The sequence below is a fragment of the Leptolyngbya sp. PCC 6406 genome (assembly GCF_000332095.2).
Classification (GTDB): domain Bacteria; phylum Cyanobacteriota; class Cyanobacteriia; order Phormidesmidales; family Phormidesmidaceae; genus PCC-6406.
In genome coordinates this window covers 4,688,803-4,714,246 of sequence record NZ_KI913949.1, presented here as the reverse complement: position 1 = coordinate 4,714,246, position 25,444 = coordinate 4,688,803, and the positions used below count along the sequence as shown (strand labels likewise).

At 55.3% G+C, this 25,444-nt stretch carries 25 protein-coding genes; 8 read left to right on the top strand and 17 right to left on the bottom strand.

The genetic code is table 11. The annotated features are described in order from the left end of the window. Window positions 1–127: 127 nt before the first annotated feature. The 3 genes from LEP6406_RS0221060 to LEP6406_RS29150 form a co-directional block, all read right to left on the bottom strand. Window positions 128–985, bottom strand: coding sequence for a PRC-barrel domain-containing protein (locus tag LEP6406_RS0221060; RefSeq protein ID WP_008317443.1), 858 nt, complete (start codon window positions 983–985; stop codon window positions 128–130). A gap of 133 nt (window positions 986–1,118) precedes the next feature. Continuing rightward, a complete protein-coding gene (locus LEP6406_RS29155) occupies window positions 1,119–2,213 on the bottom strand; it encodes a squalene/phytoene synthase family protein (RefSeq protein WP_008317440.1) in 1,095 nt (364 codons plus the stop codon). A 711-nt stretch (window positions 2,214–2,924) separates the two neighbouring features. After that, window positions 2,925–3,419 carry a Uma2 family endonuclease gene (locus LEP6406_RS29150; RefSeq protein ID WP_263971207.1) on the bottom strand — a complete coding sequence of 165 codons (495 nt, stop codon included), beginning with the start codon at window positions 3,417–3,419 and terminating at the stop codon, window positions 2,925–2,927. Window positions 3,420–3,753: 334 nt separating this feature from the next. On the opposite strand from LEP6406_RS29150, the gene accD reads away from it, so the two are divergent. The 3 genes from accD (at window position 3,754) to petE (ending at window position 6,064) form a co-directional block, all read left to right on the top strand. Next, window positions 3,754–4,668 carry an acetyl-CoA carboxylase, carboxyltransferase subunit beta gene (gene accD / locus LEP6406_RS0221045; protein ID WP_008317437.1) on the top strand — a complete coding sequence of 305 codons (915 nt, stop codon included), beginning with the start codon at window positions 3,754–3,756 and terminating at the stop codon, window positions 4,666–4,668. Between the two features lie 355 nt (window positions 4,669–5,023). Continuing rightward, window positions 5,024–5,539, top strand: coding sequence for a photosystem II cytochrome c-550 (gene psbV, locus LEP6406_RS0221040; protein ID WP_008317435.1), 516 nt, complete (start codon window positions 5,024–5,026; stop codon window positions 5,537–5,539). 111 nt (window positions 5,540–5,650) lie between these two features. After that, window positions 5,651–6,064, top strand: a complete 414-nt coding sequence (gene petE, locus LEP6406_RS0221035) for a plastocyanin (protein ID WP_008317432.1) — start codon at window positions 5,651–5,653, stop codon at window positions 6,062–6,064. Between the two features lie 115 nt (window positions 6,065–6,179). On the opposite strand, the gene lepB is transcribed toward petE, so the two are convergent. After that, complete coding sequence (lepB, locus tag LEP6406_RS34490; RefSeq protein WP_071992261.1) at window positions 6,180–7,241, bottom strand: signal peptidase I; 1,062 nt, start codon at window positions 7,239–7,241, stop codon at window positions 6,180–6,182. Window positions 7,242–8,014: 773 nt separating this feature from the next. On the opposite strand from lepB, the gene sds reads away from it, so the two are divergent. From sds to LEP6406_RS0221015, 3 genes are all read left to right on the top strand, one after another. Beyond that, complete coding sequence (gene sds, locus LEP6406_RS0221025; RefSeq protein ID WP_008317428.1) at window positions 8,015–8,986, top strand: solanesyl diphosphate synthase; 972 nt, start codon at window positions 8,015–8,017, stop codon at window positions 8,984–8,986. Window positions 8,987–9,105: 119 nt separating this feature from the next. Next, complete coding sequence (locus LEP6406_RS0221020; RefSeq protein ID WP_008317426.1) at window positions 9,106–9,576, top strand: CYTH domain-containing protein; 471 nt, start codon at window positions 9,106–9,108, stop codon at window positions 9,574–9,576. Between the two features lie 82 nt (window positions 9,577–9,658). Beyond that, window positions 9,659–10,144 carry a hypothetical protein gene (locus LEP6406_RS0221015; RefSeq protein WP_008317424.1) on the top strand — a complete coding sequence of 162 codons (486 nt, stop codon included), beginning with the start codon at window positions 9,659–9,661 and terminating at the stop codon, window positions 10,142–10,144. Window positions 10,145–10,209: 65 nt separating this feature from the next. On the opposite strand, the gene LEP6406_RS0221010 is transcribed toward LEP6406_RS0221015, so the two are convergent. The 10 genes from LEP6406_RS0221010 to LEP6406_RS0220960 form a co-directional block, all read right to left on the bottom strand. Beyond that, complete coding sequence (locus LEP6406_RS0221010; RefSeq protein WP_008317422.1) at window positions 10,210–10,599, bottom strand: RidA family protein; 390 nt, start codon at window positions 10,597–10,599, stop codon at window positions 10,210–10,212. Between the two features lie 450 nt (window positions 10,600–11,049). Next, the gene (locus LEP6406_RS31565) at window positions 11,050–12,909 is read right to left on the bottom strand and encodes a serine/threonine-protein kinase (RefSeq protein ID WP_008317420.1); all 1,860 of its coding nucleotides are present in this window, start codon (window positions 12,907–12,909) and stop codon (window positions 11,050–11,052) included. Between the two features lie 6 nt (window positions 12,910–12,915). Next, window positions 12,916–13,572, bottom strand: a complete 657-nt coding sequence (locus LEP6406_RS0221000) for a V4R domain-containing protein (protein WP_008317418.1) — start codon at window positions 13,570–13,572, stop codon at window positions 12,916–12,918. A gap of 72 nt (window positions 13,573–13,644) precedes the next feature. Further along, window positions 13,645–14,154: a globin family protein gene (locus LEP6406_RS0220995; protein WP_008317416.1), complete on the bottom strand. Its 510-nt coding sequence runs from the start codon at window positions 14,152–14,154 to the stop codon at window positions 13,645–13,647. Window positions 14,155–14,310: 156 nt separating this feature from the next. Continuing rightward, entirely contained in the window at window positions 14,311–14,625 is a 315-nt protein-coding gene (locus LEP6406_RS0220990) for a hypothetical protein (protein WP_008317414.1), read from the bottom strand. Next, complete coding sequence (locus tag LEP6406_RS0220985; RefSeq protein ID WP_008317411.1) at window positions 14,622–15,305, bottom strand: V4R domain-containing protein; 684 nt, start codon at window positions 15,303–15,305, stop codon at window positions 14,622–14,624. The genes LEP6406_RS0220990 and LEP6406_RS0220985 overlap by 4 nt, the downstream gene beginning before the upstream one ends. 149 nt (window positions 15,306–15,454) lie before the next feature. Beyond that, window positions 15,455–15,928, bottom strand: a complete 474-nt coding sequence (locus tag LEP6406_RS0220980) for a globin family protein (protein WP_008317410.1) — start codon at window positions 15,926–15,928, stop codon at window positions 15,455–15,457. A gap of 147 nt (window positions 15,929–16,075) precedes the next feature. Next, window positions 16,076–17,092 (bottom strand): Peptidase family S48, encoded by a 1,017-nt coding sequence (gene hetR / locus LEP6406_RS0220975; RefSeq protein WP_008317408.1) that lies wholly within the window; start codon window positions 17,090–17,092, stop codon window positions 16,076–16,078. Between the two features lie 137 nt (window positions 17,093–17,229). Then, entirely contained in the window at window positions 17,230–18,216 is a 987-nt protein-coding gene (gene moaA / locus LEP6406_RS0220970) for a GTP 3',8-cyclase MoaA (RefSeq protein ID WP_008317405.1), read from the bottom strand. A gap of 518 nt (window positions 18,217–18,734) precedes the next feature. Beyond that, window positions 18,735–20,120 (bottom strand): RuBisCO small subunit-like domain-containing protein, encoded by a 1,386-nt coding sequence (locus LEP6406_RS0220960; protein WP_008312283.1) that lies wholly within the window; start codon window positions 20,118–20,120, stop codon window positions 18,735–18,737. Window positions 20,121–20,300: 180 nt separating this feature from the next. Between LEP6406_RS0220960 and LEP6406_RS30615 the strand changes: the two genes are divergently transcribed. Then, entirely contained in the window at window positions 20,301–20,783 is a 483-nt protein-coding gene (locus tag LEP6406_RS30615) for a hypothetical protein (protein WP_008312285.1), read from the top strand. Window positions 20,784–20,795: 12 nt separating this feature from the next. On the opposite strand, the gene LEP6406_RS0220950 is transcribed toward LEP6406_RS30615, so the two are convergent. The 3 genes from LEP6406_RS0220950 to LEP6406_RS30610 form a co-directional block, all read right to left on the bottom strand. Then, window positions 20,796–22,103, bottom strand: a complete 1,308-nt coding sequence (locus LEP6406_RS0220950) for a hybrid sensor histidine kinase/response regulator (protein ID WP_008312286.1) — start codon at window positions 22,101–22,103, stop codon at window positions 20,796–20,798. A 148-nt stretch (window positions 22,104–22,251) separates the two neighbouring features. Continuing rightward, entirely contained in the window at window positions 22,252–22,680 is a 429-nt protein-coding gene (locus tag LEP6406_RS0220945) for a response regulator (RefSeq protein ID WP_008312287.1), read from the bottom strand. A gap of 148 nt (window positions 22,681–22,828) precedes the next feature. Next, window positions 22,829–24,466, bottom strand: coding sequence for a PAS domain-containing protein (locus LEP6406_RS30610; protein ID WP_008312288.1), 1,638 nt, complete (start codon window positions 24,464–24,466; stop codon window positions 22,829–22,831). A gap of 196 nt (window positions 24,467–24,662) precedes the next feature. On the opposite strand from LEP6406_RS30610, the gene LEP6406_RS0220935 reads away from it, so the two are divergent. Further along, window positions 24,663–25,379, top strand: coding sequence for a response regulator (locus tag LEP6406_RS0220935; RefSeq protein WP_008312289.1), 717 nt, complete (start codon window positions 24,663–24,665; stop codon window positions 25,377–25,379). Window positions 25,380–25,444: the final 65 nt, after the last annotated feature.

Here is a 25,444-nt window from a genome sequence, read left to right as displayed (position 1 = left end):
GTTCAAAGTCTGGAACGAACAAGGGGCTTAAGCCCCTTGTCCTAACCTAGAGGGCCACTGATTTAGCTTGAAAAATCTCGCTTCATCCCTCGTTGGCCCCAACGAGGGATTTTTTGTTTCAATGACTTTAGGATTGTGGGGGCTGCTCAGGGGGACTCTCATCACCTTCGGGCCAAATCGCCTCAGAGTCCACGTCGATGGTGGTACCAGGGAGCTTATCTCCAGCTTTGCGATCGCGCTGGTCCTGGATGTTCGCTGCCACATCCGCAACGCGATCGTTGACCTGAGTACGGACCTTTTTTGTCCGTTGCTTGACTTGCCCTAGAAGTTGGCCAAACCGCGATCGCGCCTCATCTCCTAACTTTTGGGCTTGGGACTGGACTTGCCCCGCCAAATCTTGGGTACTGTTGAGCACGGCCTGCACATCTTGACGGGTCTGGCTCGCATCCTCCTGCCAGAACTCAGCAGCGCGATCGGGGAGCCCACTCCGATATTGGGGCGCATTGATCAACGCCGTATGACGCACCATCATGCGTTTACGTCCCGCACTCACAACGGCATCCGGGGTAAACAGATAGACCCCATCCGTCAGCCCTTGCCAGCCTGGAGCCGTGAATAGATATTGGGTGATGGCCCCCGTTTGGCCATCAAAGCAATAGTCCACTAGCCGCCCGACCCGATTCCCCACATCAGTCCAGATTTCCTGCCCCTCTAGGGGCAGTGCCGCATCAAACTTTTCAGAAATAGCCTGGTTACCAAGACGAACCACAATGCTGTCTAAGCCAATAGACTCGATCTGCACCCAAGGGATAGGCTGGGATGGACTCAGAAATCCAGCATTGCAGACTAAGCCCTCGACCTGATGAGCTTTGACATCCACCACCATATGGGCCACCCGACCCACCGCCTCGGTGGTGGCCATATCAATTACCAGACGATCGCTGAGGTCACGGTGGCACAGAGAAATATCAGCAGAGTCAGGCATAGGATCAACAGCCCAAGCAGGATACCGATATCCTACCTACCTTGGCCCACCATTGGGTAGAGAAACCCAATGGTGGGGCAACGCTGACTCCTTAAGGATGGGCAGGCGGGATCGATGCTGGAGGCAGTAGGGGTTAGGGATATAGCGGCAAGGAGTGACAGCGGAATCGAGGACGCAAGGATTTGGCAGGAATAGGACGGATGGTACGTGGGGCATGGAGTAGGCCATAGCCTGTAGGCATCGTAGCCGTTAGATCCTCAAGGTTGACCCCGATAAAGTCCGCAATATGCTGGGGATGATAAAGCCGCTGATACCATTGCCGGAAGGAATGGCATCCCAAGGTTTGCTGGCGGCGGAGATCCCGCTGTACGGTTTCCCAGTAAGCTGGGGCAAAATCCACAAAGTTATCGTGGCAACTCGCCATCACCCCATCAATGCGGCGATAGCGATGGATAAACCACAGGATCAATGCCTGCCAATCCATTGGCATCGGCTCTGATTGCAAAAACGGCAGCGTCCGCCGTCGCAGTTCGGGCAGATAGTCTTGGAGCCAAAATTGCATCAGCGGACCATAGCCCGGATTCTCAAAGCAGCTAAAGTCCAAGATCTCGGCGGTCGTCACCCCAAATTCATTGAGAACCTCTTGGGGAAAGTAACAGACCCCCTGGCGTGCATCCTCATAGAGATCCCGCAGGGTGTTGTAAAACTGATCCACCACACCAAAATGACGGGCAATCGTCCGTTGCTGGGGCTCTAGGTGGGGTAAAACCTGGAAGCAAGAGCCCGCCAAGCGATCCAGCATCTGCTCGTAGTCTGCCAGGGTCTGTAGGGTGAGATGGGGCCGATGATATTCAACAATCGCTTCTACATAGTCATTCCAGGCAATGATCTCCGCTTGGTGCTGATCCGGGTGTCCTTCGGCAAACCATGCCTGGTAAACCTCTCGTAACACCGAGGGTAGGGATGGCGTAATATCCAACTCCCCCGTTTCCAATAGACGCTGCCAAGCTGCCTGGAACGCCAAGAACTGGCCTCCTCCCGGCAAAACAATATTGTCCTGTTCGGCCAAACGATCTAACCAGCGAATCCAGTGAAAGCGTTGAAACCAATCGTGGTGCATCGTGGCGGGCAGGCAGGCCAACCAAATGCCGTTATCTTCATCCTTGAGGGCATCATCTGCGATTGCCTGATATTCGGAAGATGCTACCTGTGAGGTAAGAATACTCATTCTCTGTAGATACCCAGATAGATGTCTTGAGGAAGTTGCGTAGCTTTTGACTGACCACAGTCCCAAGAATTCACTGATGTGGACAGCAACTATGGCGGATCTGAAAGCCTAGCAGTGAAAGGATAAATCGGTGGGGGTTACCGAATCAAAGATGAAATAATCTGTGCTATCACTCGTAGCATAGCTACCTCATATTGGCGCTAGGGGAGTCACCCTCCGAGGTCTCTCAGGGGTGATAAGCGAGTACCACAATTCCTGGAAGGGTTGCAGTCGTATTGAGAACAAACCAGACCAAAAGGCTCATGACTCTGCTCCAGGAATTGTGAGGGCTGTTACAGTCCGCGCCATTCGGGCCATAGTCCTTGCTATTAAACTGCCCACCAGACTGATGGTGGAACCCATCCAGACCAATTTAGGGACGTGCAATTCAAAACACCCTACCAGCCCAATAGCGGTCACCCGCCCACCACAAGGGATTGCCTCTACGGCTGGGACTTTATTTCTATGCAAATCCCTTACTGGAGAGTCTCTGGGTCCACGCCCAACTCCCGAAGCTTGGCTGCTAGGCCATCATTCCGTTAGCGTTCGGCCTTAGCTCGGTGGTGCTCGGTTTCGGTTCGCTGGTGCTCGGCTTCAGCCCGCTGGCGTTCAGCTTCAACTAATTTTCTCGATGCTGCTGCCGATTCCTCTGGGGTCGGTACACATTCTCCCTCAGGGGTAAAAACGTAGCGGCTTGGCCTGGATCCCCAGAAAAAGCTTTAATTGTTGGCTCCACAACCAACCTTGGGCATTGGGTGGAATCGGCTGGTATGGGCCACCCACCAGATCAAAGCCTTGGAATTCTAGGCTACTGGGATCAAACCAAAAATAGTCGGGAGTGCGGAAAATATCCTGGTAGATCTCTTTTTTGAGCGTGCGGTCAGTTTTGGCGGTGGAATCAGACAGCAGTTCAATAATCAAGTTGGGGTACTTTCCCCCCTCTTCCCACACAACCCAACTTTTGCGAGTACGGTTTTCAGCACCTAGCACGACAAAGAAATCTGGTCCCCGGAAGTCCTCTGACTTGCGCTGTTGTGGACTGTAGTAAACCGTGACATTGCCTGAGACATGAATATTTTGGCGATCCTGATCTTGGCGATCCTGCCACAGCCACCGCAACAATCGAATGGGCAGGTCAATCTGATCTCGGTGTAGATCGCTTTCCAAGGGCGGTTCATCGCTGTCGAGATCTCCTGGGGGAAATATTACTCTGTCTGACTCCGGTTCTGGCACCGTCGGCTCTGGCTGAAGAGGCGGCTGGATCTAAGTGGCGAGAGCACTAGGGGCATTGATGGAGGGAACAGCCATAGCGGAGACCGTTGTGAGGAATCTAGTTGGGCAGGAAGCTTCTGATGTGAGGAACCTGACTTTGGGAATCTGGCCCCAGTGTCGCGAAGGGGGGAACCGGATGGATTGATAATAGGATTAGATCCAGAGATCCAGGCTCAGGCCGTTATCTGCCGCTGGGGTCTTTCTGTTGTAACGCTGTGGCTGCAATCCCATGTCCCTGTTTGATTGGTTCGCGAATCGCCGTAAAGATGGCCCCATTAGCCAAGAGCGGCAGGAGCGGGAAATCGCTGATGGTCTCTGGACCAAGTGCGAAGCCTGCGGGGTTATGACCTATACCAAGGATCTGCGTGCCAACCAGTTTGTTTGTCCAGAGTGCGACCACCATCACCGGGTCTATAGTGATGAGCGTATTCACCAACTGATTGATACTGAGACCTGGGAACCTCTGGATGTCCATGTCACTCCTCAGGACCCCCTCAAATTTCGCGATCGCAAAGCCTATAGTGATCGCATTCGCGACACCCAGAGCAAAACCCATCTTGCCGATGCCGTACAAACGGGAATCGGTGAACTCTTGGGGTTACCCGTGGCCCTTGGGGTAATGGACTTTCGCTTTATGGGAGGCAGCATGGGGTCAGTGGTGGGAGAACGCCTCACCCGCCTGATTGAACAGGGCACCCAAAACCATCTACCCGTAGTCATCGTCTGCGCCTCCGGGGGCGCAAGAATGCAGGAGGGAATGTTGAGCCTGATGCAAATGGCTAAGATCTCCGGAGCCCTAGAACGTCATCGCCAAGCCCGTCTCCTCTACGTTCCCATCCTCTCCCACCCCACTACCGGCGGCGTCACCGCCAGTTTTGCCATGTTGGGAGACATTATCCTCGCAGAGCCCAAGGCCACGATTGCCTTTGCCGGACGGCGGGTGGTGGAGCAAACCCTACGGGAAAAGCTGCCGGATGATTTCCAAACTGCCGAGTATCTGCTTAGCCACGGTTTCGTTGATGCTATCGTGCCCCGGACCCAGCTCAAATCCACCCTGGCCCAACTCATTCGTCTACACCAGCCCGTAGCGGCGGTAGGAGGTACCAGTATCCCTACCCTACCAACCGCTGCTGCCCCCCTGTAACAAACTCCCCTGTAACGATTTGTTCCCTATGGTGGCCTGATCCCGGCTCGATCTCGGCCTAAGCTTGCCAACTCCAATGCGATCTCGGTGGGCTCTTTGGGAATCCCCCATTCGGTGGCATGATATTGATTACTGGATACTCAATATTCACAGTTTATTCACAGTTAAGAAAGGATGATGACGTTTTCCTAGGCTTCATCCTGCATCCTGCGATCGTGAGCGTCGCCAGCGGGCATCTAGATATGGGTTAGGGCTTGACCTAGCCAATACCTACCCTTGTGACCTCTAACGCTGTGAATTTTGAGCCTGCTGCTGTGTTGCGTGATAGCGAGCTATCAATACCTTGAGGAGAACCATGCTTAGAAAATGCATTTGGCTGGCGGCGATCGCCGTGTGGACATTTAGCCAGTGGTTCGCTGGCCCCGCCATCGCCGCAGAGCTGGATGAAGCGACCCGTACCATACCACTCAATGAGCAGGGCGATACCCTCGTCCTATCCCTGGACCAAGTGGCCCGAGGCCGTAAGCAGTTTAACTATGCTTGCGCTACCTGTCATGTTGCTGGCATTACCAAGACCAACCCCACCGTCGGCTTGGATCCGGAAAGTTTATCTGGAGCCCTGCCCCCTCGGGATAGTGTTGAATCCCTAGTGGACTATCTGAAAAATCCCACGACCTATGATGGTCTGACGGAAATTTCCCAACTTCACCCGAGCCTCAAGAGTACTGACATTTTTCCAAAGATGCGCAGTCTGACCGAAGATGACCTAGTGGCAATCAGCGGCTATATTCTGCTCCAGCCCAAGGTGATTGGTCCCCTGTGGGGGGGTGGCAAGAGTACCGTCTCTGCCCCCGGCACCTCAGGACTCTAAGCTTCCTGGATTAATGCCACGGGAAATCCATCCAGAGGCTAGCCCCTTTGCCTAGCCTCTCAAGATAAAATATTGTCTGTAAAGAACTCAACTCAGCCGTTAGAGGTACCTATGAAATTTTTCGTGCGTGCAATTCGTAGTTTGGGTGTAGCTTGCCTAGCGTTAGCTTTAGTTGTGGGAACGGTCGTGATGGCCGCTGCTCCCGCTGTTGCTGCCACCTACGAAGTCAAGATGGGTTCCGACTCTGGTCTGTTGGTGTTTGAACCCGCTAATCTCACCATTCAAGCTGGTGATACCGTTACCTGGGTCAACAACAAAATGGCCCCCCACAATGTCATTTTTGATGGCAATAGCATTCCTGACAAATCTGTTGCCGATAAAATTTCCCATGATCAGTTGACCTTTGCTCCTGGTGAATCCTATTCCACTACCTTTACAGCGGATCTGCCCGCTGGTGAATATACTTACTACTGCGCTCCCCACCGGGGTGCGGGCATGGTTGGCAAGATTACTGTAGAAGGTTAAGTCTAGGGCTTAACGCCTGGAAACACTCAAGCTGCCCTATCCACCATAGGGCAGCTTTTTCAATGGCCTAATTCAGTGAACTGCAAAAGTGTACAGATAGGGAACTCCAACGCCACTACGAGATCTCTAGGGATTGAACTCGGCTCGGGGGCCAATAGATTTTGTAGCCCGGTCCCAGGATGTCAGGAGCGGTGACAAAACCCCACAGGTGAGAGTCGCCACTAAAGTTGCGATTGTCTCCGAGAACAAAGTAACTGTCTGGCGGCACCACCTCTGGTCCCCATTCATAGCGGGGAGCTTCTCGAATGTAGGGTTCTCCGAGGGCTTGGCGATTTACAAAAACCTGGCCGCCAGTGACCCACACCTGCTGGCCTGGTAGACCAATCACCCGTTTAACCACCAGCGTATCGGGTTTGATCTGGCCTTGGGCAATGGCAGCGGCGGGGGCATTAAAGACCACAATATCCCCCAACTGGGGACGGTATGATCCCTTCCTTTGGACAAAGATGCGGTCGCCCACGTGCAGTGTGGGCAGCATAGACTCGCTGGGGACTACACATTGTTCTACCGCATGGCTGACCCAGGCAGGGATTGACCCCACTATCAGACGCACGATTACCAATCCCACCACAATGAAGCTGATAAAGGGGCTGGGTCGGTGGTGGGGTGAGAGGGCAACTCGATAGCTATGCCAGCAGCCCAGTGCCCAGATGGCAACGGGGAGGGGAAGTAACCGGGGATGGTCTTGGGTGAGGAGGGCGGTGACAATACCCGTGGTCAGCAGGGTCATTCCCCAGCCCAGGCGATGGAGGTACAGGTGCCCTAGTCCGGGCAGAATCTGAGATAAAAATACGGTGTACCAAGGATCCTTAACAGGGGTATTGCGGGGTTCTGGTTCAGCTCCTCTGTCGCCACTGCTCAGGCTAGCATCGACAATACTGAGGCCGTAGAGGCTCAGAAAAGCCACGATTGCCCCTAGACCCCAGACCGTATTGCCCTGGGGGGCAAAAATGGACCACAGAATGAAACTAATCAGTCCCCCCGCCGTTGAGGCCATGGCTGCGCCTGACAATACCTGGCGACGGTAGATTTGTCCGAGACCAGGGAAAATCAAGGAGCAGTTTGCCGCCAGCCAGATACGGGAGGAGGAAAGGCTAGGGGATAGGTGCGATCGCACAAAATCTAGCTTGGAGGGAATAGACCACTCAAATAATAGTGCGCTTATTCGTCTTGTTGCTGCGCTGTGCCCACCAGAGAAGGCTGTAGACTACAACAAGATATCCGATAGCTAGGGAAACGATTACAACGGAGACAGGTAGGGAAGGAATCATGGCAGTATGGCAAGGGAAGAGCGGGACAGCAGGTAGTATGCTGCTCCAGACCATTGAGTCCAGCACCTTGAAACCGCTGAGTCTAAATCAGCCGTCAGATTCGGGATCTACGCGACCCTACAAGTATTCTGGGGAAGGGTAGAGTAATTAAGGGGATTTGCCCTCTTCTCTACCTCAGCCCAGCCATCCTGCTTATTTGTCGATAATTCCTAAATCCTCAACGGTAGACCAAAGCAGCTCAACCAAGCCCGAAATATCACAGGTTTTGTGAACTTTGCGGGTTACAACGTTGCTCGTGAAACAGCAATGTTTGGAACAGCAATATTTAGTTTTTGTCAAAGCTTAATATTTAAGATAACACAAACCCCTGGGGACTTGAGGCTTGCTGAGAGGAGATTTACAGAACTTAGTAATCCTCCAGAGGGCCTAGGGGTAAGCATTCCGACCCCGACACAGGGACGTTGGGATGCTTGTCAAGGGTCTAAGGCTTGACTTTTCTGGGGAGATTATTCAAGGATTTTGCTCTGGAAAAAGGTTTATTCCCCTTCCCAGGACGTTAGCTTAGAATGAAAGCAGAACTGTAAAAATTCGTAAACAAACTGCCTAGGCCGTTCTATCCATGGCTTCAGTCACTTCTCTCTTTGCACCTGTTGACGGGGATCTCGCTGAGCTTACCCATAATCTGAAGCAACTCGTGGGCGCTCGCCATCCCATCCTGTATGCAGCAGCAGATCATCTATTCGGCGCAGGGGGCAAACGTATTCGTCCCGCAATCGTTTTTTTGCTGGCACGGGCTACCACTGGGTCTGAGGATATCTTGCCCCAGCATCGACGGTTAGCAGAAATCACCGAGATGATCCACACCGCTAGCTTGGTCCATGACGATGTGGTAGATGAGTCGGAGGTCCGACGGGGTGTGCCTACGGTCCACAGTAGCTTTGGGAATCGAATTGCGGTGCTGGCGGGGGATTTTCTATTTGCCCAGTCGTCTTGGTACCTGGCAAATTTGGATAACCTGACGGTGGTTAAGCTCCTGTCCCAGGTGATTATGGATCTAGCGGAGGGGGAGATCCAACAGGGGTTAAACCGCTTTGATACGGAGCTTTCCCTTGAGGCATACCTAGAAAAGAGCTATTACAAAACCGCATCTTTGATTGCCAACAGCGCTAAATCTGTAGGGGTGTTGAGTGATCTGCCTGAGGTCCAAATCGAAAACCTATATGGCTATGGTCGTCATCTGGGCTTGGCTTTTCAAATCATTGATGACATTTTGGACTTCACTGGCTCTACGGAGGTATTGGGCAAGCCCGCTGGGTCTGACCTCAAAAGCGGCAATCTCACGGCTCCGGTGCTCTATGCTTTGGAGGAGAAGCCCTACCTGAGTACGTTGATCGACCGGGAATTTGCAGAATCTGGGGACTGGCAACAAGCCTTTGATCTGATTCTGGCCAGTGAGGGGATTGCCCGATCGCGGGAATTGGCGTTGTACCATGCCGATCAGGCCACCTATTGCCTTAAGGATCTGTCGCCCTCGGCTTCTCGTCAGGCCCTACTTGATTTGGCCAGCTATATCCTCCGCCGCATTCACTGATCCTTAAGAACCCATCCCTATATCCAGGGTTGCCTAGGAGAAGTCCAGCCTTTGAGGGTGTTTTCGGATCGGTTCTTAATCTCCGGATTCTTAATTCACTTATCTCTAACGTCCTGTCCATGGCCTTGGAAATCGAGCGGAAATTTTTGGTGACGGGGACTGATTGGCGGGCTTTAGCTCCGGGGGTACTCTACCGCCAGGGCTATATTCCCAGGGGCAACCCGGCCACGGTTCGGGTTCGCATCGCCGGAGAGCGGGGCTATCTCACCCTCAAAGGCCCTACCCAGGGGCTGACTCGCAGCGAGTTTGAATACGAGATTCCCCGCACAGATGCGGAGGTTCTGCTCGATACCTTCTGTGAGACTCCCTTTGTGGAGAAAATGAGGTATCGCATTTCCTTCGCTGACCATGTCTGGGAAGTGGATGAATTTCTGGGGCAAAATCAGGGGTTAGTCCTGGCGGAAATTGAGTTGACGGATGAGGCAGAGCCCTTTGAGCGTCTAGATTGGGTCGGGCTAGAGGTCTCTGATGACCCTCGCTACCGCAATGCCAACCTTGCTCATCACCCCTATGCAACTTGGACTGATTAGGGTGTCTCAGGGGCACAGTACAGGGCTACTATGATGCAGGGGTGCCAAAGCCCAACTGTCGTGCTGCCTGTCCTGTGCTGCCATGTCTCGGACTGCCCTCCCTGCCCCAGATCTCGATCTCACCCGCCGCATCCTGGAAATGGCTACAACGGGGGTGTACCGAGAGTCTCTTTTTGAGGCCCTTGCTCCCATCGCTACCCAACGGCAAATCCGCAGTGCCATTGCCCAGGCAAAGCAATTTGGTCTCCAGTCTGTTCGCCATCTTCGGGATGCGGAGTTGGGTACTTATTACCAAGTTGAGCGCCATAAGTACGACTCCTTTCAAACCGCTGTGGCGGCGGCTGTTCCCCTGACAGGGGATGACCTTGCGGCCCAAATTCTCTTGACTACTCGTGCCCTACGGGGCATGTTGGCGGTGGCGGGGGGGAGTGCGATCGCACTTCTGATCCTAGGGGGGCTCTGTCTCCTCTCTGGCCATCTCCATAGCGGTCGCCTTGCTTGGGTTGGAGCCGCCAGCATCGGCGGTTTGTGGCTGATTCAGCGTTACCTAGTGCGATCGTTGGTGTAGGCCAGAGGTAGACCGAAGGAGGCCCGTAGATCGAGGTATCATCCTCTCTCTACCAGTCCTGGGGGTTACTGGCCGCAGTAAACAATTAGGTCAATCTCCACATCGCCAAAGCCCGCTAGGGCCGTCACCCCGACCGTGGTGCGGCTGGGGAGTCGCTGCGGCTGACAGTAGGAGGCGTAAACCTGATTGACCGTCTCGTAGTAGCGAAAATCGGTTACGAAGATCCGCACCATCACTACCTGACTAAAATCGGTACCTACGTGAGATAGCACTCGTAACAAGTTCTCCATCACTTGATGGGTCTGGGTTTCAATATCCCCCTTTATCACCTTGCCAGTGATGGGGTCTTCGGAGAGTTGTCCAGTGACAAAGAGGAAGTCTCCAGCCCGTACCGCGTGGGAATAGGGCGCAACGGGGGGCAAAACATTGTCTGGCAGCGTAATATGCTCGATCACAACCTGATTCCATTGATAGCGTGTTCAGCAGTTAGATACAGTGGCAAGCCCAGCAGTTTCCCGGAAATGGCGAGATTTGTCTTTCTCCAACCAGAATCAGTCCTAAGGGGCTCGCAGGAAAATAACGTACCCGCTCCGCTGATCGGGCTTCGACTTCGCTCAGCCCTCGATCACTGAAGGTTGAGCGAAGTCGTTCGCGTCAGCGTCTCCCGAAGGGAGAAAACCTGGCCACTGGGTACACTATTAACCCGCAGCTCCCTAAGGGTAGATCCACCCCGACATCGGGAAAAGACTAAGGCTGCCTCAGGTAGATAGGATGACCCTGGTTTAGACGAAGGAGATCGGCAGGAGTGCCCAGATGCTCTACCCATGCTCTAAAGGCAAGGTTCTAAAGGCAAGGTTCTAAAGGCAAGGTTCTAAAGGCTTGCTGTTCATGTTCTAAAAAATGTTCTAAAAGATAATGTCTAGGCCCAATGTGCAGATGTCGATAACGTGGAGGGTTGGCGCGGCCTGATGCGTGGCCAGCCATAGGTCATAGGGGGCTTGAAAGGCCATAGCAGTGGGGGCAGGGAGGCCATCGACACGCCCTACCAGTTGTCCGTGGGGATTTACAAATCGCAGGTGACCCTGATCACTACAGGCAACATAACCAATGGCCATTTCTCCCAACCAAGGTGTGGCCACATCCAGGCGACAGCGCATGACTTTAAAGGGCAGCAGATCAATGATCAGAAGGGCGGGTGAGGGGCCGATCTCTTGGGCCAGGATGCGTCGGGGTGTGTGAGTCAGGGCCAAGGACTGTACCATGGCATTGAGGGTGAGATGCCCTAAGGAGACGCCTCGCCGGGTAATTACGTGGAGGTGAGTCTGGTGACCTGCGATCGCAGCCAGCAAAATATGCCCCTCATCCAGGACCAGCAGTTGAACCGGGGAAGATGGCATGGAGGGGACAGGTAGAGATCGGGGCTCAGACATCGCTGATGCCGCTGTTTTGCCAAGGGAGAGGGGAGCCCACCAAAGCCGTCCGCCAGCAGTGGGACTGTAGCCCAGTGCCCAGCGCCGCCGGGGAGAAACCACTACGGTCACAGCCTCAGGAAAGGTAACCAGAGGCTGAATCTTACCGACAGGGGACCAGAGGTTCTGGGCACTAGCGTCTAGCGGGCGAACTGGGAGGTAGTACAGGGTCCGGTCAGTGGCCGCAATCGCACCCTCTGGAGCGTTAAAGATTGCCTGGGGGCGATCGGGCAACGTCCAGATGTGGGGATAGCCCTGGGGTAATTTCCCCACATCTGCGGGGGGCAGCAGCCATCCTTTCACATCGGTACTACAATCCCCCAGTAGCAGATAGCCCCCCGTGGAACCAGAGAGGGCAGGCTCTGCGGCTAGACTGTGTACGGGTTTGTCTAGGGCTATCTCGCCCTGGGAGGCAAAGAGAAGAGGGGCGTCATCGTCGTAAACAATAGGGTACGACGTGCGCAACTCCGCCGCCGACAGTTGGGCGCGCATAGCGATCAAGGTTTCCTGCATTGTCGCCGCTGAGCGATAGCGACGGCCCACGAGTTTTTGCAGGGCAGTGCGGATCACCACCTGCAACGAATCTGGCAGTGTGGTCGGAATCAGGGGCGTTTGATTAAGATGGGCCACCATAAGCTGGCTGGGGGTACCGGAAAAGGGGCGTTCCCCCAGCAACAGCTCATATAGAATTACACCCACAGCATAGAGATCCGAAGAGGCAGAATGCTGATGATAAAACCGTTCTGGGGCCATGTAGGCGGGAGATCCTGTTGCCCCCGTTTGATCTTGGCCCCGCAGTTCTTGACTCAGGCGGGCAATGCCAAAGTCTGAAATCTTGACCTGCCATCCTCCCGGCCTCACAAATAGCAGGATGTTTTCGGGCTTGATGTCGCAATGGACAATGGCCTGGGTATGGGCGTGGTCGAGAGCCGTCAGCACCTCCGTAATCAGGGTGAGGATTTCCGCTAGGGGGAGGGGGGCGGTCTGCTCCATAAGCTGCCGCAGGGTACCCCCTTCGCAATAGTCCAACACTAATTGTCGTCCCGTCGCAGACTGTTCTAGGGCGTGACAGTTGGCAATATTAGGGTGCTCTAGGCTGAGCAAAAACCGGAGTTCTCGCAGAAATCGATGGGTGGTGAGGCGATCTCGGTTGAGGTTTTTAAGGGCTACCAAGCGTCCCGTCCGACGGTGCACAGCACAGTACACTTGCCCAAATTGGCCCTGCCCCACAAGCCCCAAAAGGCGATAATTAGACCGCTGAAGGTTGCGAAGCACGGCCACAGTACTAAAAGACACGGTAGGTTAACGGGTCAACACTCCCATAATGGCATCATGGGGCTGGCCTGCCTCAACCAATGCGATCGCGGACTTGAGACGCCCCTCGATTCCCAGGACAAACCGATTGCGGTCAGCGCCTAGGGATTCGCAACTGGTTTGCACACAAAATAGGTCTCGCCCCGTGAGCTGACTAAAGAAGGTCTGTAAAATACCCTCCTCCAAGGCTCCTGAAGGTTTCTGGGGCTGCACGACCTGGGCGGTAAAGGGAGAATTTTGGGTCGAGACCACCAGGAAGCCCTGGTTATGGTGATCGGTATCTAGATGGATTTGACCCCACCCGTGGGTGCGCCAACATTCCTGAAAAGATTGCATAAACTCCGCCATAGAGAAGTCTGCAACAGGCTTTTTGTAGTAGTCGCTCAGCTCTTCACAGAAGCGCGCATAGAAGTTTTTGCCCCACCACAGGCCACAATTGCGCAGTACCAAGCGCGTGGCCTGCCCCGTTTCATTATTGAGCCCATCGTAGATGGCCTTGAGCAGAACACTGGGCAGGGCCAAAAGGCGGTCGCCTCGGCGATTTTCCAGTAGGCCCAGCTCTAGGGTGCCCCGCACATAGACATCACTGGCAAAGTAGTTACTAGGCAAGCGATCGTCAACAAGTAGATCAGCAACAGAAATCATGGGTCTTTAGTCCCGAGGGTACCGTGTCAAAAGGGTGCCGTGTAGCCAATGCCCCACCAATACTCGACCCACCTAAAACATACCGACTAGGGGGGCGTCAGTGGTGTCAGTGGCAACTGCATGGGTTGGGTTGAGCATGGCCTTCGCCGCCGCTAAACCAGGGGTCAGCAGAGCCATCTGCGGTGCCGTGAAGCGACGGCTTAACTGTTGAGTCAGCAGGGCATGGAGAGCCTGGTCAATGGCCAGGGTGCCGTAGGCTTCTACCATGTCTGGAAGCCAAGACTGGAGTCGTCGGGTCACAAGGTCGGTATCATCCGTCAGCAGGGCCATGGCTGCATAGCGGAGAGCCAGGAGCCCGTTTTGGATACTGCGCTTCAGCAAATCCTCCGACTCTTGGGGAAATTGCTGCTGGAGGGTGTCGGCCACCTGCTGCATGAGGGTCAGTTCTTCATCGCGGAGTTGGCGATAAACGGCAATTCGCTCGGGTAGAGAGCCCACATACTGGCTCAGGACATTTAGCTCATTGGGTTGGAGGTAGCGCTTTTCGGGTTCATCAAACAGGGCACTGAGGGCAGGATTCATGGAATTCTCTCCAATGGGGTCGAACGTTGGGGGAACCAAGCCCCGCTAGGGATATCCCCTCTCAAAATCTATCCCCTGGGTAGGGCTAAAGGTATCACTCGCGCAGATGCACGCTTGGACCTCTACCCAAATCTGGGACAGGATCTTAGGGGGACACTAAAACAGGCTAGAAAAGTCATCCAGGGTGAAGGTGTCTACCTCACTGGGGGGAGGCGAGGCGTCTAGACGCATTCCAGGGGCAGCGATTTCTGGTGTGCCCTCCCACATAAATCGACTAAAGAACTCCCCAACCGTCATTCGGAGCGAGAGGGGCATTGCCCGTAGCTCCGTGTCGCCATTGTTGGACCAGGGGGCCAAGGTGGGTTTGCCTTCCCAGGCCACTTGGCTAAAGAAGCTCTGCACTGTCATCGTCCGGAGCGACTGGGGAGGGGAGGGTGGTGGGCGATGGCCGTTGCTCAAGGTTAGGCTCATAGCACCCCACTCCCCGACCGGAGGCGTTTCTCGATATCTCGGGCGGTGGCCCCTTCGTTCATCCAGAAGGCGGCGGCGTCAATGCGCTCTTTGCCCCCCAGAAGAAACTTGCAGTAGTTTTCGCCCATGGAGTAGCACTGGATTTCGATGCAGCTCAGTTGCTTCCGCACCATTTCCGTGAAGAATCCGGCGAATAACCCGGCATAGATATGGCAAACGGGTTTGCCGACATCGCCGAGGGTTCGGGCCACGGCGGAGTCAAAGACGTTGATGAACATGAAGCCCTGTTTGCGATCGCTCATGTCCACTTCCCATCGTCCCCAGCCCTGGGAGGTGAAGGGCCACCACCAGGTTTCCAGCAGAAACATGAGGTTGGCCTGACGGGCACTCATGTTGAACTCCCGCTCGAACCACTCTTGAAAAAAGAGAGAATCCTGTTTACCCCATTCCAAGCCAATGGAGTACATGATGGCGGCGGAAGCTTCGCCGACCTCTTCTTCTAGGCCCTCTAGCAGGCCGATGATGAAATCCTCGCTGGTGAAGACGTTGCGGCTACCGTTCCAATCGGTAACGCTACCATCCGCACCGTTAAACTGAAAAAAATCTCGAAAGCTATAGTGGTTATGCTTTTGAGGATGTTGGGTATGAAGTTGGTGGGACTGTGTCAGCGTTGTGGCCATAATGCAAGCCCTGGGGGCTGATTGGGATCTAATACTCGTAATGTGCCCAAGCCGCCCGTCAATTGCAACGAGGTTTAGACCCAAGTTGAAAAATCTTAAACCTTAGGGATGCGGAAAAGATGGGAAATTTATCGGGTAGCTATGGTCCGCTATCGCTGGGCTAGGGTTGCCCGACTCAGCTCTAGAATCGGGCAGAGGAGCCTTGCTTCCTCTAGGGTGAAGGATTGACGCACGACGGTCTGCATGGTGCGGTAGGTGGCATCACAACTCCGCTCTGCCTGGAAGGAGCGCATGATGGTCTGAAACCACATCAGCATCCGTTCTTTGAACAGGTCGGGATCGTTGATTAGGAGGGATGCGGCGGCGTATCGCAGGGTCCGGACGGTGTCTCTCTGCCACTTTGCCGTCAGGTCATCTCCGCCAATCTGGAGCAGGGTGGGATCTTCGCTCCGCATCTGGGCGAGGACCTGCTGCACGATCTGGACCTCTAGGCGCTGAATTTTTTGATACAGACTAAAGCGCAGGCGGGCGGTTTGCAGGTATTGCTGAAAAAACAGGAGTTCGCTGTCGTTGGCATAGCGTCCATCCACATCCATCGTCAAGCGGTCTAACTGACTGAGCATTAGGTCAATTCCATAGGGACGACAAAGGCTAGGGGATCAGGGCAGGGGGATGCATGGGGGGCATGGGGGGCTTACTTATTAGAATGCCCTTAATTAAGTTTTGTTAACTTCCTGCCCCTAGGTTTCAGGGTAAAAGCTGAGGTGGGGCTACCCTTCCCGTGCCTCCCGCGTGCCTGCGGCAAGCTGCATCAGCATTGGATATCCACCATCTTGGTGGTATTTGTCGGCCCAGGCTCGCAGCAGTTGATCCAACTCTTCTAGGGCTTCGCTGCGGCGGTCGATATCCACATCAAACACCTCCAAGGCTCGTAGCACTCCGGGCTGTTCTGCGGCCCAGTCCTGCATGAGTTTAAAGAATCGGGCTACGTCATCAATCATGGTAAAGACTCGCTCTCGTTCGCCTTTGGGGGCGTAGTGGGTGCGGGCTAGGGCAAATACGGGGATGGACAGGGGGGAGGCTTCGATCTGGACCACTGTACCGGAGTGGAGGAGGCGAAATTTGATGTGCTCGGTCAGAGCGTCGCTGAGAACCATGCGGCGGGTGGGGGGGAAGTCGTCCTGGGATTTGCTGTGGAGCAGCTTGATCAGGTCGAGGAATTCCAGCAGATCTAACAGGCGGGTGGGGGGGTAGTGGAGGGGCACCTCTGCTTCTACTCGCTGGTGTTCGCTCGGGGTCAGTTCGGGGCGCTGAAGCCTCAGGGTGCCCGGTTCCCAGGGGTAGAGGCTCTGCCACAGGTAGGGGAGGCCGCTGAGGTAGTAGGGTTCTTGATCGCTGAGGGTGGTGAGGGCTCGTCTGTCTACCAGCACTGCTTCTACTTCTTTGATGATGGCCCGCACCCGTTTGGGCTCGACATGGTGCAGGAAGCTGGTTTTGCGAACGTTTTTGCCCTGTTCTAAATAGGACGTGTAGACGGCGAGCTTGGCGGCGGTGGTGGCCGCCTCTAGAAAGGCACCGTAGCGATGGCCCCCTAGCTTCATGGCGCTCACTGCTAAGTAGATTAGGACACGATCGGCTGAACTCACTTCAAGGTGGGCCAGAATATCGTCAAATCCGCCCGTGTTTGGCGCATTATTTGTGGGGGGCTCAGCGGGGGGTGTCACGCTGTTAAAATCGCGTTGCACTTGGCCTTGGTCATGAAACGACAGCTTAGGCACCTGAAACATCACCGCGACCGTGATCTAACGGATTCAGATCGCGGATCAAGATGCTTGGCATTGTAATGCGAATTTATAATCTGATACACAAGAGATCAGCCGTACTGGATCAGTTCTCTAGTAATGTGCCCTTAATGTGCCCTGCGTCAGCCACCAATTTGGGACATGGTACGGCGATAGGTGCCGGTGGTGCCAGAGTCGCGCATTTTGAAATTGATCTCGGGCTTGGCCCAGACAAGGGCGGCGACGCGATCGCGGATTTCCGCTAGGGGCATACCTCCCCGGAGCAGTTCCCGCAAATTGATCTGTCCCGTTTCATTCAATAGACAGGGCCGCAACCAGCCATCCGCTGAGAGTCGCATTCGGTTACAGCGATCGCAAAAGCACTCCGACATTTGACTGATGAACCCCAAGGTTCCCTGAGCCCCTGGAATTTGAAATATATCGGCGGGGCCATTGCCTAGGACATTGCCGGACACTAGCCCCCAGCGATCTCGAATCTGCGATCGCAACACCTCCGACGGCACCCACCCCGTCGCTGCAAAAAGATCCCCATTGCCGATGGGCATGAACTCAATAAAACGTACATGCCATTGCCGATCCAGCGTCAGGGCTGCTAGATCCAACACCTCATGGTCATTCACCCCTGGAATCACCACCACATTCAGCTTGAGGGGATCGAAGCCCACCCGATGGGCGGCTTGAATGCCTGCCCACACCTGGTTCCAGCGGGTCGCCCCTGGTCGCCCGATGATGGTGGCAAAGGTATCAGCATCTAGAGAATCTAAACTAATGTTTAGCCGTCGCAGCCCTGCCTCCCAAAGGGGTTGGGCTAGCTTTGCCAGCAGAAAGCCATTGCTGGTGAGGGAAATATCTTCTGTTTCCGGCAGGGCGACAATGTCAGCAACAATGTCCACAAGATCTGCCCGCAGCAAGGGCTCTCCCCCGGTCAGGCGAAACCGGGTAAATCCTACGGGTACAAACACCTCCCGCAACAGCCTGTTTAGCTCCTGCCGGGTGAGCCAGTTCTGTCGCAGTACATAGGCCAGATCCGCCCCCTCTGGCATACAGTACTGGCACCGAAAGTTGCAGCGATCAATAACGCTGATCCGCAAATAGTCAATGGGGTTCATGGGCCTGGGGGAAGGATACCTCCATACTTTAACAACTTGCATGTTGTCAAAAGTGTAGCCCTAATCTTTCTATCGATTAACACGACTACACTTTTCCGAGGCAGCGGAAACCGCGCCCCTAACCCCATGCCCCAATATCGGTCACCCGGCAACAAGGGCAACCATCCTATGCCCTCTGGGCAGGCTCCGCCCTAGCGTTAGCCTTAGCGTAGCCATGCCGGAGGCTATTGCCCGAAGGGCTATACGGCTTCGTTGCTCCTGCGGAGCCGCTGCGCGAACAGGACAGGCAAGGGATTGCCCCTACGGGATTAACCTCAATCCTGGATTTCCCGGCACTGGGTAGGGCGGGTTTTGAGGGTCCCATCCTGGATTTCCCGGCCAACACGAGCTAAACCCGCCCCTACGGGATACACCTGTCACGTCCTGAAGTGGGCGCGGAAACCGCGTTCCTACCCCCCTATCCCCCTACTCCCCTACTCCCCCAACACCGGATGGGACTTTGTTTTTGTGCAAATCTCTTACCGGGGACGCTGGATGATCTGTTCCCAGACCCGGCGTTTATTGGCGGTATCAATACCAATGAGGCGCACATAATCCTGGGGATGGGTGGTTAAACATTGGGCTAGGGCTAGGACCACCTCGTTGGGATTCGAGGTTTGGACTGAGGGGCAGCTTTGCCAAGCGGTGGTGCGAAACCGCCGTTGATCCACATGCTCGATGCCGATGCGGTGGCCCTGGTGAAGCAGGGTTTGGATCTGGGTGATAATCTCGGGGCTGAGGGGAGTCGAGGTCGGGTTGGGCTGGCCATTTCCGTTGTCCAGGGTCGCGCCCTGAGGGGAGGAACTGGGGTAGGCCGGGGGGGCTCCGTAGGCCCGATAGAAGGACTTGGGGGTGGGGCCGGATGGCTCTAGGTCTGGAGCTGGCTCTGGAGGCGAAGGGGGAGACGGTTCTGGGGTGTGTTGATCTCCTGGGAACGATGTGGCCCCAGGCCCCCTTGGGGCTGGTCTGGGGCCATCATTCTTTTCCCGCAGGGCTCGATTGTACTGATCGCCGAGACGCATCTCCTGGAGCCATTGCTGTTCTATAACCATCTGCTGTCCCACCTCAATCAGGTGGGACAGGGTAAAGGTAGGGCGGGTAAAGGTGGGGGACGTTTCGCTGTTGACCACCCGCTGAGAAACCTTGTCTAGTCCTACGGACTGGATGAAATCTCGCACCTGTTCATCGTAGATGCGGGCGCGGAGGGCTCCGAAGAAATCCACCGCCTGTTGCGAGAAGGTATCCACCAGTTGCTCAATGGCAGCGGTCCCCAATTGATCCGGCTCAAAAATACCCGCCACAATGCCAATGCGATCGCTGCGGTCGGGCATCCAGTAAAACTTCTCCATCCGCCCATCCCGAACAAGGGGTTCGTACAGCGTCGAGAAATCGTTGCCAGTGGCGATGATGGGGACTCGTCGGATGGGTTGATCGTCGTAGCTGCCGGGGAGTTGAACATTGGTGGGATTGTCCGCAATGTTCATTAGGGTGTTATTCACCAACTGGGTATTGACGGTGTACTGGGTGAGGGCATCGAAGCGACCGGCCCCGGCATCTAGGTCGTTGATCATCAGCACCGCCATCACTCCCCGGACCCGCACCAGTTCTGCTGCTTCCCGGTAGCGCAGACGAATGAGGCGGGCTGGATCCCCCGCATCGGGGCTTTCCAATTCTCCCCCGGAGATAGCGACGACTTCGACACCCATGCGCTCGTAAACCAGCTCGCACTGGAAGGTTTTGCCCTCCCCCTTGCGCCCATGAACCCCCAAAATTACTGGCACTCGCACATCGGGCAGAGACAGGTAGTTTTTGGTGATGTGGATGGCGAGTTTGTCGAGGAAGCGGGGGGAAATGTAATAGGCCATGGGTTAAGAGAAGCAGACACGTGATCGGGTGATCGGGAATGGAGGGTTAAGAATGGGTAGGGAATAACAGGCGGGGCCTTCCTTAGCCATTATCTGGCAGTTTGGGGGCGCTATTGGCTATCCCCTGGCAACCCCTGGTGAATTGCTTCCTGCCGACCTTCTCCTTACTGTCGTTGAACCATGGTGAAATTTCTAACCACTGCCCTGAGTCTGGCTGGTCTAGCCACGTTAATTGCTGCCAACCCCGCCGTTGCCGTCCCCACGACGATAACGGTGGAGCAACTTTGTGCCCAGGAGGTACAAACTGCGATCACTACCATCGAAACCGGACGCAGCGCTATCGTTACCTACTGGACCACCTACGAGTTTAATGAAAGTAGCTTTACAGACTATCCCCCCGAAGCTCCCGTTGGCCTCTGGTTACGCATCGATGGCCCCGCCGCCGATAGCGTTATGGTCTCTCCCCAATTCTTGAAGGCCCTCAGTGCTGAGTTGATCCAAACCTGCAATGGCCTCAGTAGTGTCACCTTTAACCGAGATCACACCGGCTGGACGGAGGTGTTTGGTCTGGTCAATGGTGAGGTGCGACAGTTCGACTGTGTGGGGGATGACTACAACTGGGTGGATCCGCTTCCCTGGGGACAGATGATCTGTGGGTTGTAAAGGGATGAGGGGTCAAGGACTGAGGGCTGTTTCGATGCCATCGGAGTTGGAAACATGGCGGGGAATTAGGACACGAAAGGTGCTGCCATCGCCATTGTGAGTCTCGACGGTGATGCTGCCCCCCATGAGGCCGACGAGGGAATCTACGATGGCCAGTCCCAGCCCTGTACCGGTATGGCGGCGGGTGTGGGTTTGGTCAAGTTGCCGAAAGGCTTCAAAAATCGAATCTAGCGCCTCTGGGGCAATGCCGATGCCGGTATCGGTGACCGCAATTTCGACTAGGTCCCGCTGATCTGGGGGCATGGAGGTTTCTGGTGCTGTGGTCGCTCCGGCATGGATACTGACGCGGACACCACCGGTATCGGTGAACTTGATGGCGTTCGAAATCAGGTTGGTGAGGACTTGCCGGAGGCGGATCGGATCGTTGGTGAGATGGGGATTCTCGAGGTTGAGGGTGAGGGTGAGGACTAGGGATTTTTGTTCTGCCAGCGATCGCATTTCTGCTACTGTGGTCGCTGCCAAGGTTGCCAGATCCATGGGTTGGGGGGATAGCTCTAGCCGCTCTGCATCCAGTTTGGAAAAGTCCAGAATTTCATTCAGCAGGGCCAGTAGATTCTTGCCATTGCTATAGATGCGGCTCACCATGTCTGTTTGTTTTTCGGTCCAGGCTTGCTGGCGGCGGCGCAGCAGTAGTTGGGAAAAACCGATGATGGCGTTGAGGGGGGTCCGTAATTCGTGGGATAGGGTGGCTAGAAACTCTGACTTGAGGCGAGAGGCCCGCATGAGTTCCACGTTTTGTTGCTGGATGCGGCGGCGGTGTTGCTCTAGGGCCTGGTTTTTCTGACGTAGTAGGGTATTGGTGGATTGAAGCTGCTGCTGGGCTGCCTGGACTGCTTGTTCTGCTTGATAGATGCGCAGGGCATTGCGGATACATTGGGCTAGGAGTTCGGGGCTGAGGCGAGACTTGACCAGATAGTCGGAGGCTCCTGCCTTCATGAATTCCACGGCAGTTTCTTCGTCTCCCTGGCCTGTCAGCACAATCAGGGGAATGTTAATGCCTTGGTGGCGCAGGTGATGGATCAGCTCTAGGCCATCCATATCTGGCAGTTGGTAGTCTACAAATGCACAGTGAAAGGGTTCGATCTGGAGCTGTGCGATCGCACCACGTCCGTGATCGACTTCTGTGATCGCATCTACCGCTAGTACGGACTTTTTTAAGGCACGAATTACCGCCATGCGGTCCACCGCGTCATCATCCACGATCAGTACGCGCAGGGCCGGGATACTGTTTACCAGCGGCAAGGATATACCTTCAGACACTCGTTTCCAACATCCTTGTGCTAGGGGCTGCGGACAATTAAAGCTAGACTCCTGGCGGCAAGACGGTTACAGCCCCTAGCTCGATTCAATGAAGTGGGCGTGGTTATGCGCGCCCGTTAAGGGTTTCGCCGTTGATTGTCCGCACGCCCTAGGGCAACTCACAGAGGGTCCAGTAGTTAGACAAAGCCACCATGGTGTCGGCGAAGCTGGCAAACTGGACAGGCTTGAGAATATAGCCTGCCACATTGTAACGATAGGCGGCGAGGCGATCGCGATCGGCATTGGAGGTGGTCAATACCACCACTGGGGTTGTACTGAGGTGGGGATCTTGCCGCAGGGCTTCTAGGAATTCAATGCCATTCATACGAGGCATATTGAGATCCAGCAGGATCATGCGGCGATCGCGGGGTAATCCCTCGTCGTTCGGATCTCCTCGGAGCATGGCCAATCCCTCTAGACCATTTTTGGCTACGTAGAGGGGGGTGCTAATGTTATTGCGCCGGAAGGCCCGCTTCACATTCATCACATCTACGTCGTCATCTTCTACTAGTAAAATATTCAAATCCTGTAGAGCCATTGACTTATGCTACTTACGACTACGGGGTGATCACACAGAACAACAGCCCCTTCTACACCCACGCAGACTATGCCTCTGGATCATTTCAGGGAGGAAGGGGTCTGTAACTTCTAATACTAGAAAAAAAGGTTCCCTTTGGCCTCATCCTTCAGTCGGAGTTTGGGTCTGTCAACGGGATGACCTTGGGCCAAGTGAAGTGAAAAGTGGTGCCTGAGCCGACGGTGGACTCCACCGTTACACGTCCTCCCTCGGCTTCTACGACTTTTTTGACAATGGCCAGACCAATGCCGGTGCTCTCAATTTGATCGCGGGCTTGGAGGGTTTGAAACACAGCGAAGATTTTCTCGTGGTAGGAGGATTCAATGCCGGGGCCATTATCGGCCACAGAAAAGCGGTAGGCATCGCCTTGGTCGGCCCATGCGATCGCAATGTGGCCATCGGGCCGATTGACGTACTTAATGGCGTTGCTGATCAGATTGGCAAACACCTGTTGCAGGGGCAGCACCTTGGTCACTAGGACGGGCATGTCGGGGGGCACCACCAGAGTAAAGGTCTTCGGCGGGGCCAGGGAGTCGATCACCTCCGCCACCAAGGTGCCGCTGCTAATGCGGGCCAGGGTCACCTGCCGACGCCCCGCCCGTGAATATTCCAGCAGGCCATTGATCAGGGCCTCCATGCGGTGAACCCGCCCCCGCAATAGGCGCAACTGGTCTTGGTTTTCCTCTGGTAATGTTCCGGTCAGATCCTCTTCTAGCCAAGAAGAGAGATTTGCGATCGCACGGAGAGGAGCCTTGAGATCGTGGGAGGCGACATAGACAAACTGGTCTAGCTCATGGTTGCGCTTCTCTAGTAAGGCCGTGGTATGAAGCAGCACTGCATTGAGGTGGGTGAGTTCTTGGGTACGGGCGGCGACCCGCTGCTCTAGGTCGGCGTTGAGCTGCTGTACCCGTGCCTCTGCTTGATAGCGGCGGGTGATATTGAGACTGGTGCCAATCAGACGGTGAACCCGGTCTTGAGCATCTATCAGGGGAGTGAGGGTGGTCAGCCACCATTCTTCATGGCCTTGAAAGGGCAGATTTTCTTCATAGCCAAAGGGAGCACGGGCAGCAACACAGGCCCGGTAGCGGGCTATCACGGTGGCGGCGAGAGGAGGAGGCAAGATTTCGGTGGGGGTCTTGCCGCGAATCTGCTTGGCCTTTAGCCCTGTAAGGGCCTCGTGGGCCGGATTGATGCTGACGTAGCGAAACGTCTCCCCGTCTGCTCCCTCCTCCACATCCACTACAAAGATGGAGGCTTTGAGGCCGTTGTAAATGCTTCGCAGTAGAGCTTCCCGCTCTCTCAGAGTGTTTGTTGCCCGCCGCAGAGCGGTGATGTCCCGTAGCGTCACCACCGCCCCCAGAATTTCGCCCTCAGCATTCCGAATCGGATCCCCATTTACCAGTACCGTGCAGCGGGGACCGTGGTGGGGCTGGAGATCCAGTTCAAAATCCAGCACCGATTCCCCTTGATGGGCGCGCCAGAGGGGATCTTCTTGGAGCGCGAGGGGGTGACGGTCTTCCGAGAGGGAGCCTGATCCATAGAGGGTGCAGTATTGATCCCAGCGGCACTGCACGGGGGGAACAGGGGGTAAATTGAGTAGACGACGGGCGGCGGCGTTGTACTCCATAAGGTAGCCCTCGGCGTCGCAGGCAACGATGGCCTCCGACAGATTGTTCAGTAAGGCCCGGATGAAGTCTTCTTGGGGGGCGTCTGGTGGCGGACTGGAGCTGGAGTAGGGGACGGCCATGGAGTAAGACGACAGGCAAGGGGGGCAACGGGGGCATTCCCCATTATGGCGAGGTCATTGCCCTGACTCCTCTATCGCTAGGAGGAGCTCGACCTAGGCGGTGAGGTCTGTCCTAGGCCAGATGATCGGCGGAGAAAAACCTGCCATGGTAGGGGGCAATACTTTGTATTTTTTGAGTTTTACCTCACCTAGCGCTATGAGCGAAATCCGCGTCGTTATCATTGAAGACCACGATTTAACCCGTATCGGCCTGAGGGTCGCCCTGAACCAGCAGGAGGGGATTGCAGTGGTGGGGATAGCTGCTGGGGGTCGGGAGGGGCTGGCCCTTTTGCGACGGTTACGCCCCGATGTGGCGATTGTGGATATTGGTCTGCCGGATATGGACGGGATTGAGCTAACGCGCCAGTTTAAGGCGGGGCCAGCGGCGGAAGAGGCCAAGGGTGAAGCCGAGGAGAATCTTGCCCCTACCCGGATCTTGATGCTGACGATGCATGATACCGAGGATGCGGTGATGGCGGCTTTTGCGGCGGGGGCGGATTCTTACAGTGTTAAGGATGTGGAGGTGTCGCCGTTAGTGGAGGCGATTCGCCTTACCCACAGTGGTCAGGTCTGGATTGATCCCGCGATCGCACGTTTGGTTTTGCAGCAGGCCCAGAAGGCGATGCCTTTAGCCGTAGGGGCGGGCAAGGGCGACAATTATGCCCAGGTGCTAGAGATGACGCCCCTCACCGATCGAGAACTAGAGGTGCTGGAATTGATTGTGGGGGGCCATAGCAATGCCGCGATCGCGGAGGAACTTTACATCACGGTCGGCACAGTTAAAACCCACGTCTGCAATATTCTCAACAAGCTCAGCGCCAGCGATCGCACCCAGGCAGCGGTACGGGCTCTACGCACAGGCTTGGTGAAATAGGCCAGATTTGGGATCTGGGGACTTTGCCTCTGGGACTAGAGCATTGCAGGTAAATTTCTGCCTCA

Excerpts from the sequence above, each read along its gene's own strand:
- LEP6406_RS0220980 (WP_008317410.1), bottom strand. The coding sequence starts at position 15,928 with ATGCTCAGTCAGTTAGACCGCTTGACGATGGATGTGGATGGACGCTAT.
- LEP6406_RS0220995 (WP_008317416.1), bottom strand. The coding sequence starts at position 14,154 with ATGAATCCTGCCCTCAGTGCCCTGTTTGATGAACCCGAAAAGCGCTAC.
- LEP6406_RS0220960 (WP_008312283.1), bottom strand. The coding sequence starts at position 20,120 with ATGGCCTATTACATTTCCCCCCGCTTCCTCGACAAACTCGCCATCCAC.
- LEP6406_RS0221020 (WP_008317426.1), top strand. The coding sequence starts at position 9,106 with ATGGCCTTGGAAATCGAGCGGAAATTTTTGGTGACGGGGACTGATTGG.
- sds (WP_008317428.1), top strand. The coding sequence starts at position 8,015 with ATGGCTTCAGTCACTTCTCTCTTTGCACCTGTTGACGGGGATCTCGCT.
- LEP6406_RS30610 (WP_008312288.1), bottom strand. The coding sequence starts at position 24,466 with ATGGCCGTCCCCTACTCCAGCTCCAGTCCGCCACCAGACGCCCCCCAA.
- LEP6406_RS0220990 (WP_008317414.1), bottom strand. The coding sequence starts at position 14,625 with ATGAGCCTAACCTTGAGCAACGGCCATCGCCCACCACCCTCCCCTCCC.
- psbV (WP_008317435.1), top strand. The coding sequence starts at position 5,024 with ATGCTTAGAAAATGCATTTGGCTGGCGGCGATCGCCGTGTGGACATTT.
- accD (WP_008317437.1), top strand. The coding sequence starts at position 3,754 with ATGTCCCTGTTTGATTGGTTCGCGAATCGCCGTAAAGATGGCCCCATT.
- moaA (WP_008317405.1), bottom strand. The coding sequence starts at position 18,216 with ATGAACCCCATTGACTATTTGCGGATCAGCGTTATTGATCGCTGCAAC.
- LEP6406_RS0220985 (WP_008317411.1), bottom strand. The coding sequence starts at position 15,305 with ATGGCCACAACGCTGACACAGTCCCACCAACTTCATACCCAACATCCT.
- LEP6406_RS0221000 (WP_008317418.1), bottom strand. The coding sequence starts at position 13,572 with ATGATTTCTGTTGCTGATCTACTTGTTGACGATCGCTTGCCTAGTAAC.
- LEP6406_RS0221015 (WP_008317424.1), top strand. The coding sequence starts at position 9,659 with ATGTCTCGGACTGCCCTCCCTGCCCCAGATCTCGATCTCACCCGCCGC.
- petE (WP_008317432.1), top strand. The coding sequence starts at position 5,651 with ATGAAATTTTTCGTGCGTGCAATTCGTAGTTTGGGTGTAGCTTGCCTA.
- hetR (WP_008317408.1), bottom strand. The coding sequence starts at position 17,092 with ATGTTTCAGGTGCCTAAGCTGTCGTTTCATGACCAAGGCCAAGTGCAA.
- LEP6406_RS0221060 (WP_008317443.1), bottom strand. The coding sequence starts at position 985 with ATGCCTGACTCTGCTGATATTTCTCTGTGCCACCGTGACCTCAGCGAT.
- LEP6406_RS29155 (WP_008317440.1), bottom strand. The coding sequence starts at position 2,213 with ATGAGTATTCTTACCTCACAGGTAGCATCTTCCGAATATCAGGCAATC.
- LEP6406_RS0220945 (WP_008312287.1), bottom strand. The coding sequence starts at position 22,680 with ATGGCTCTACAGGATTTGAATATTTTACTAGTAGAAGATGACGACGTA.
- LEP6406_RS0220935 (WP_008312289.1), top strand. The coding sequence starts at position 24,663 with ATGAGCGAAATCCGCGTCGTTATCATTGAAGACCACGATTTAACCCGT.
- LEP6406_RS30615 (WP_008312285.1), top strand. The coding sequence starts at position 20,301 with ATGGTGAAATTTCTAACCACTGCCCTGAGTCTGGCTGGTCTAGCCACG.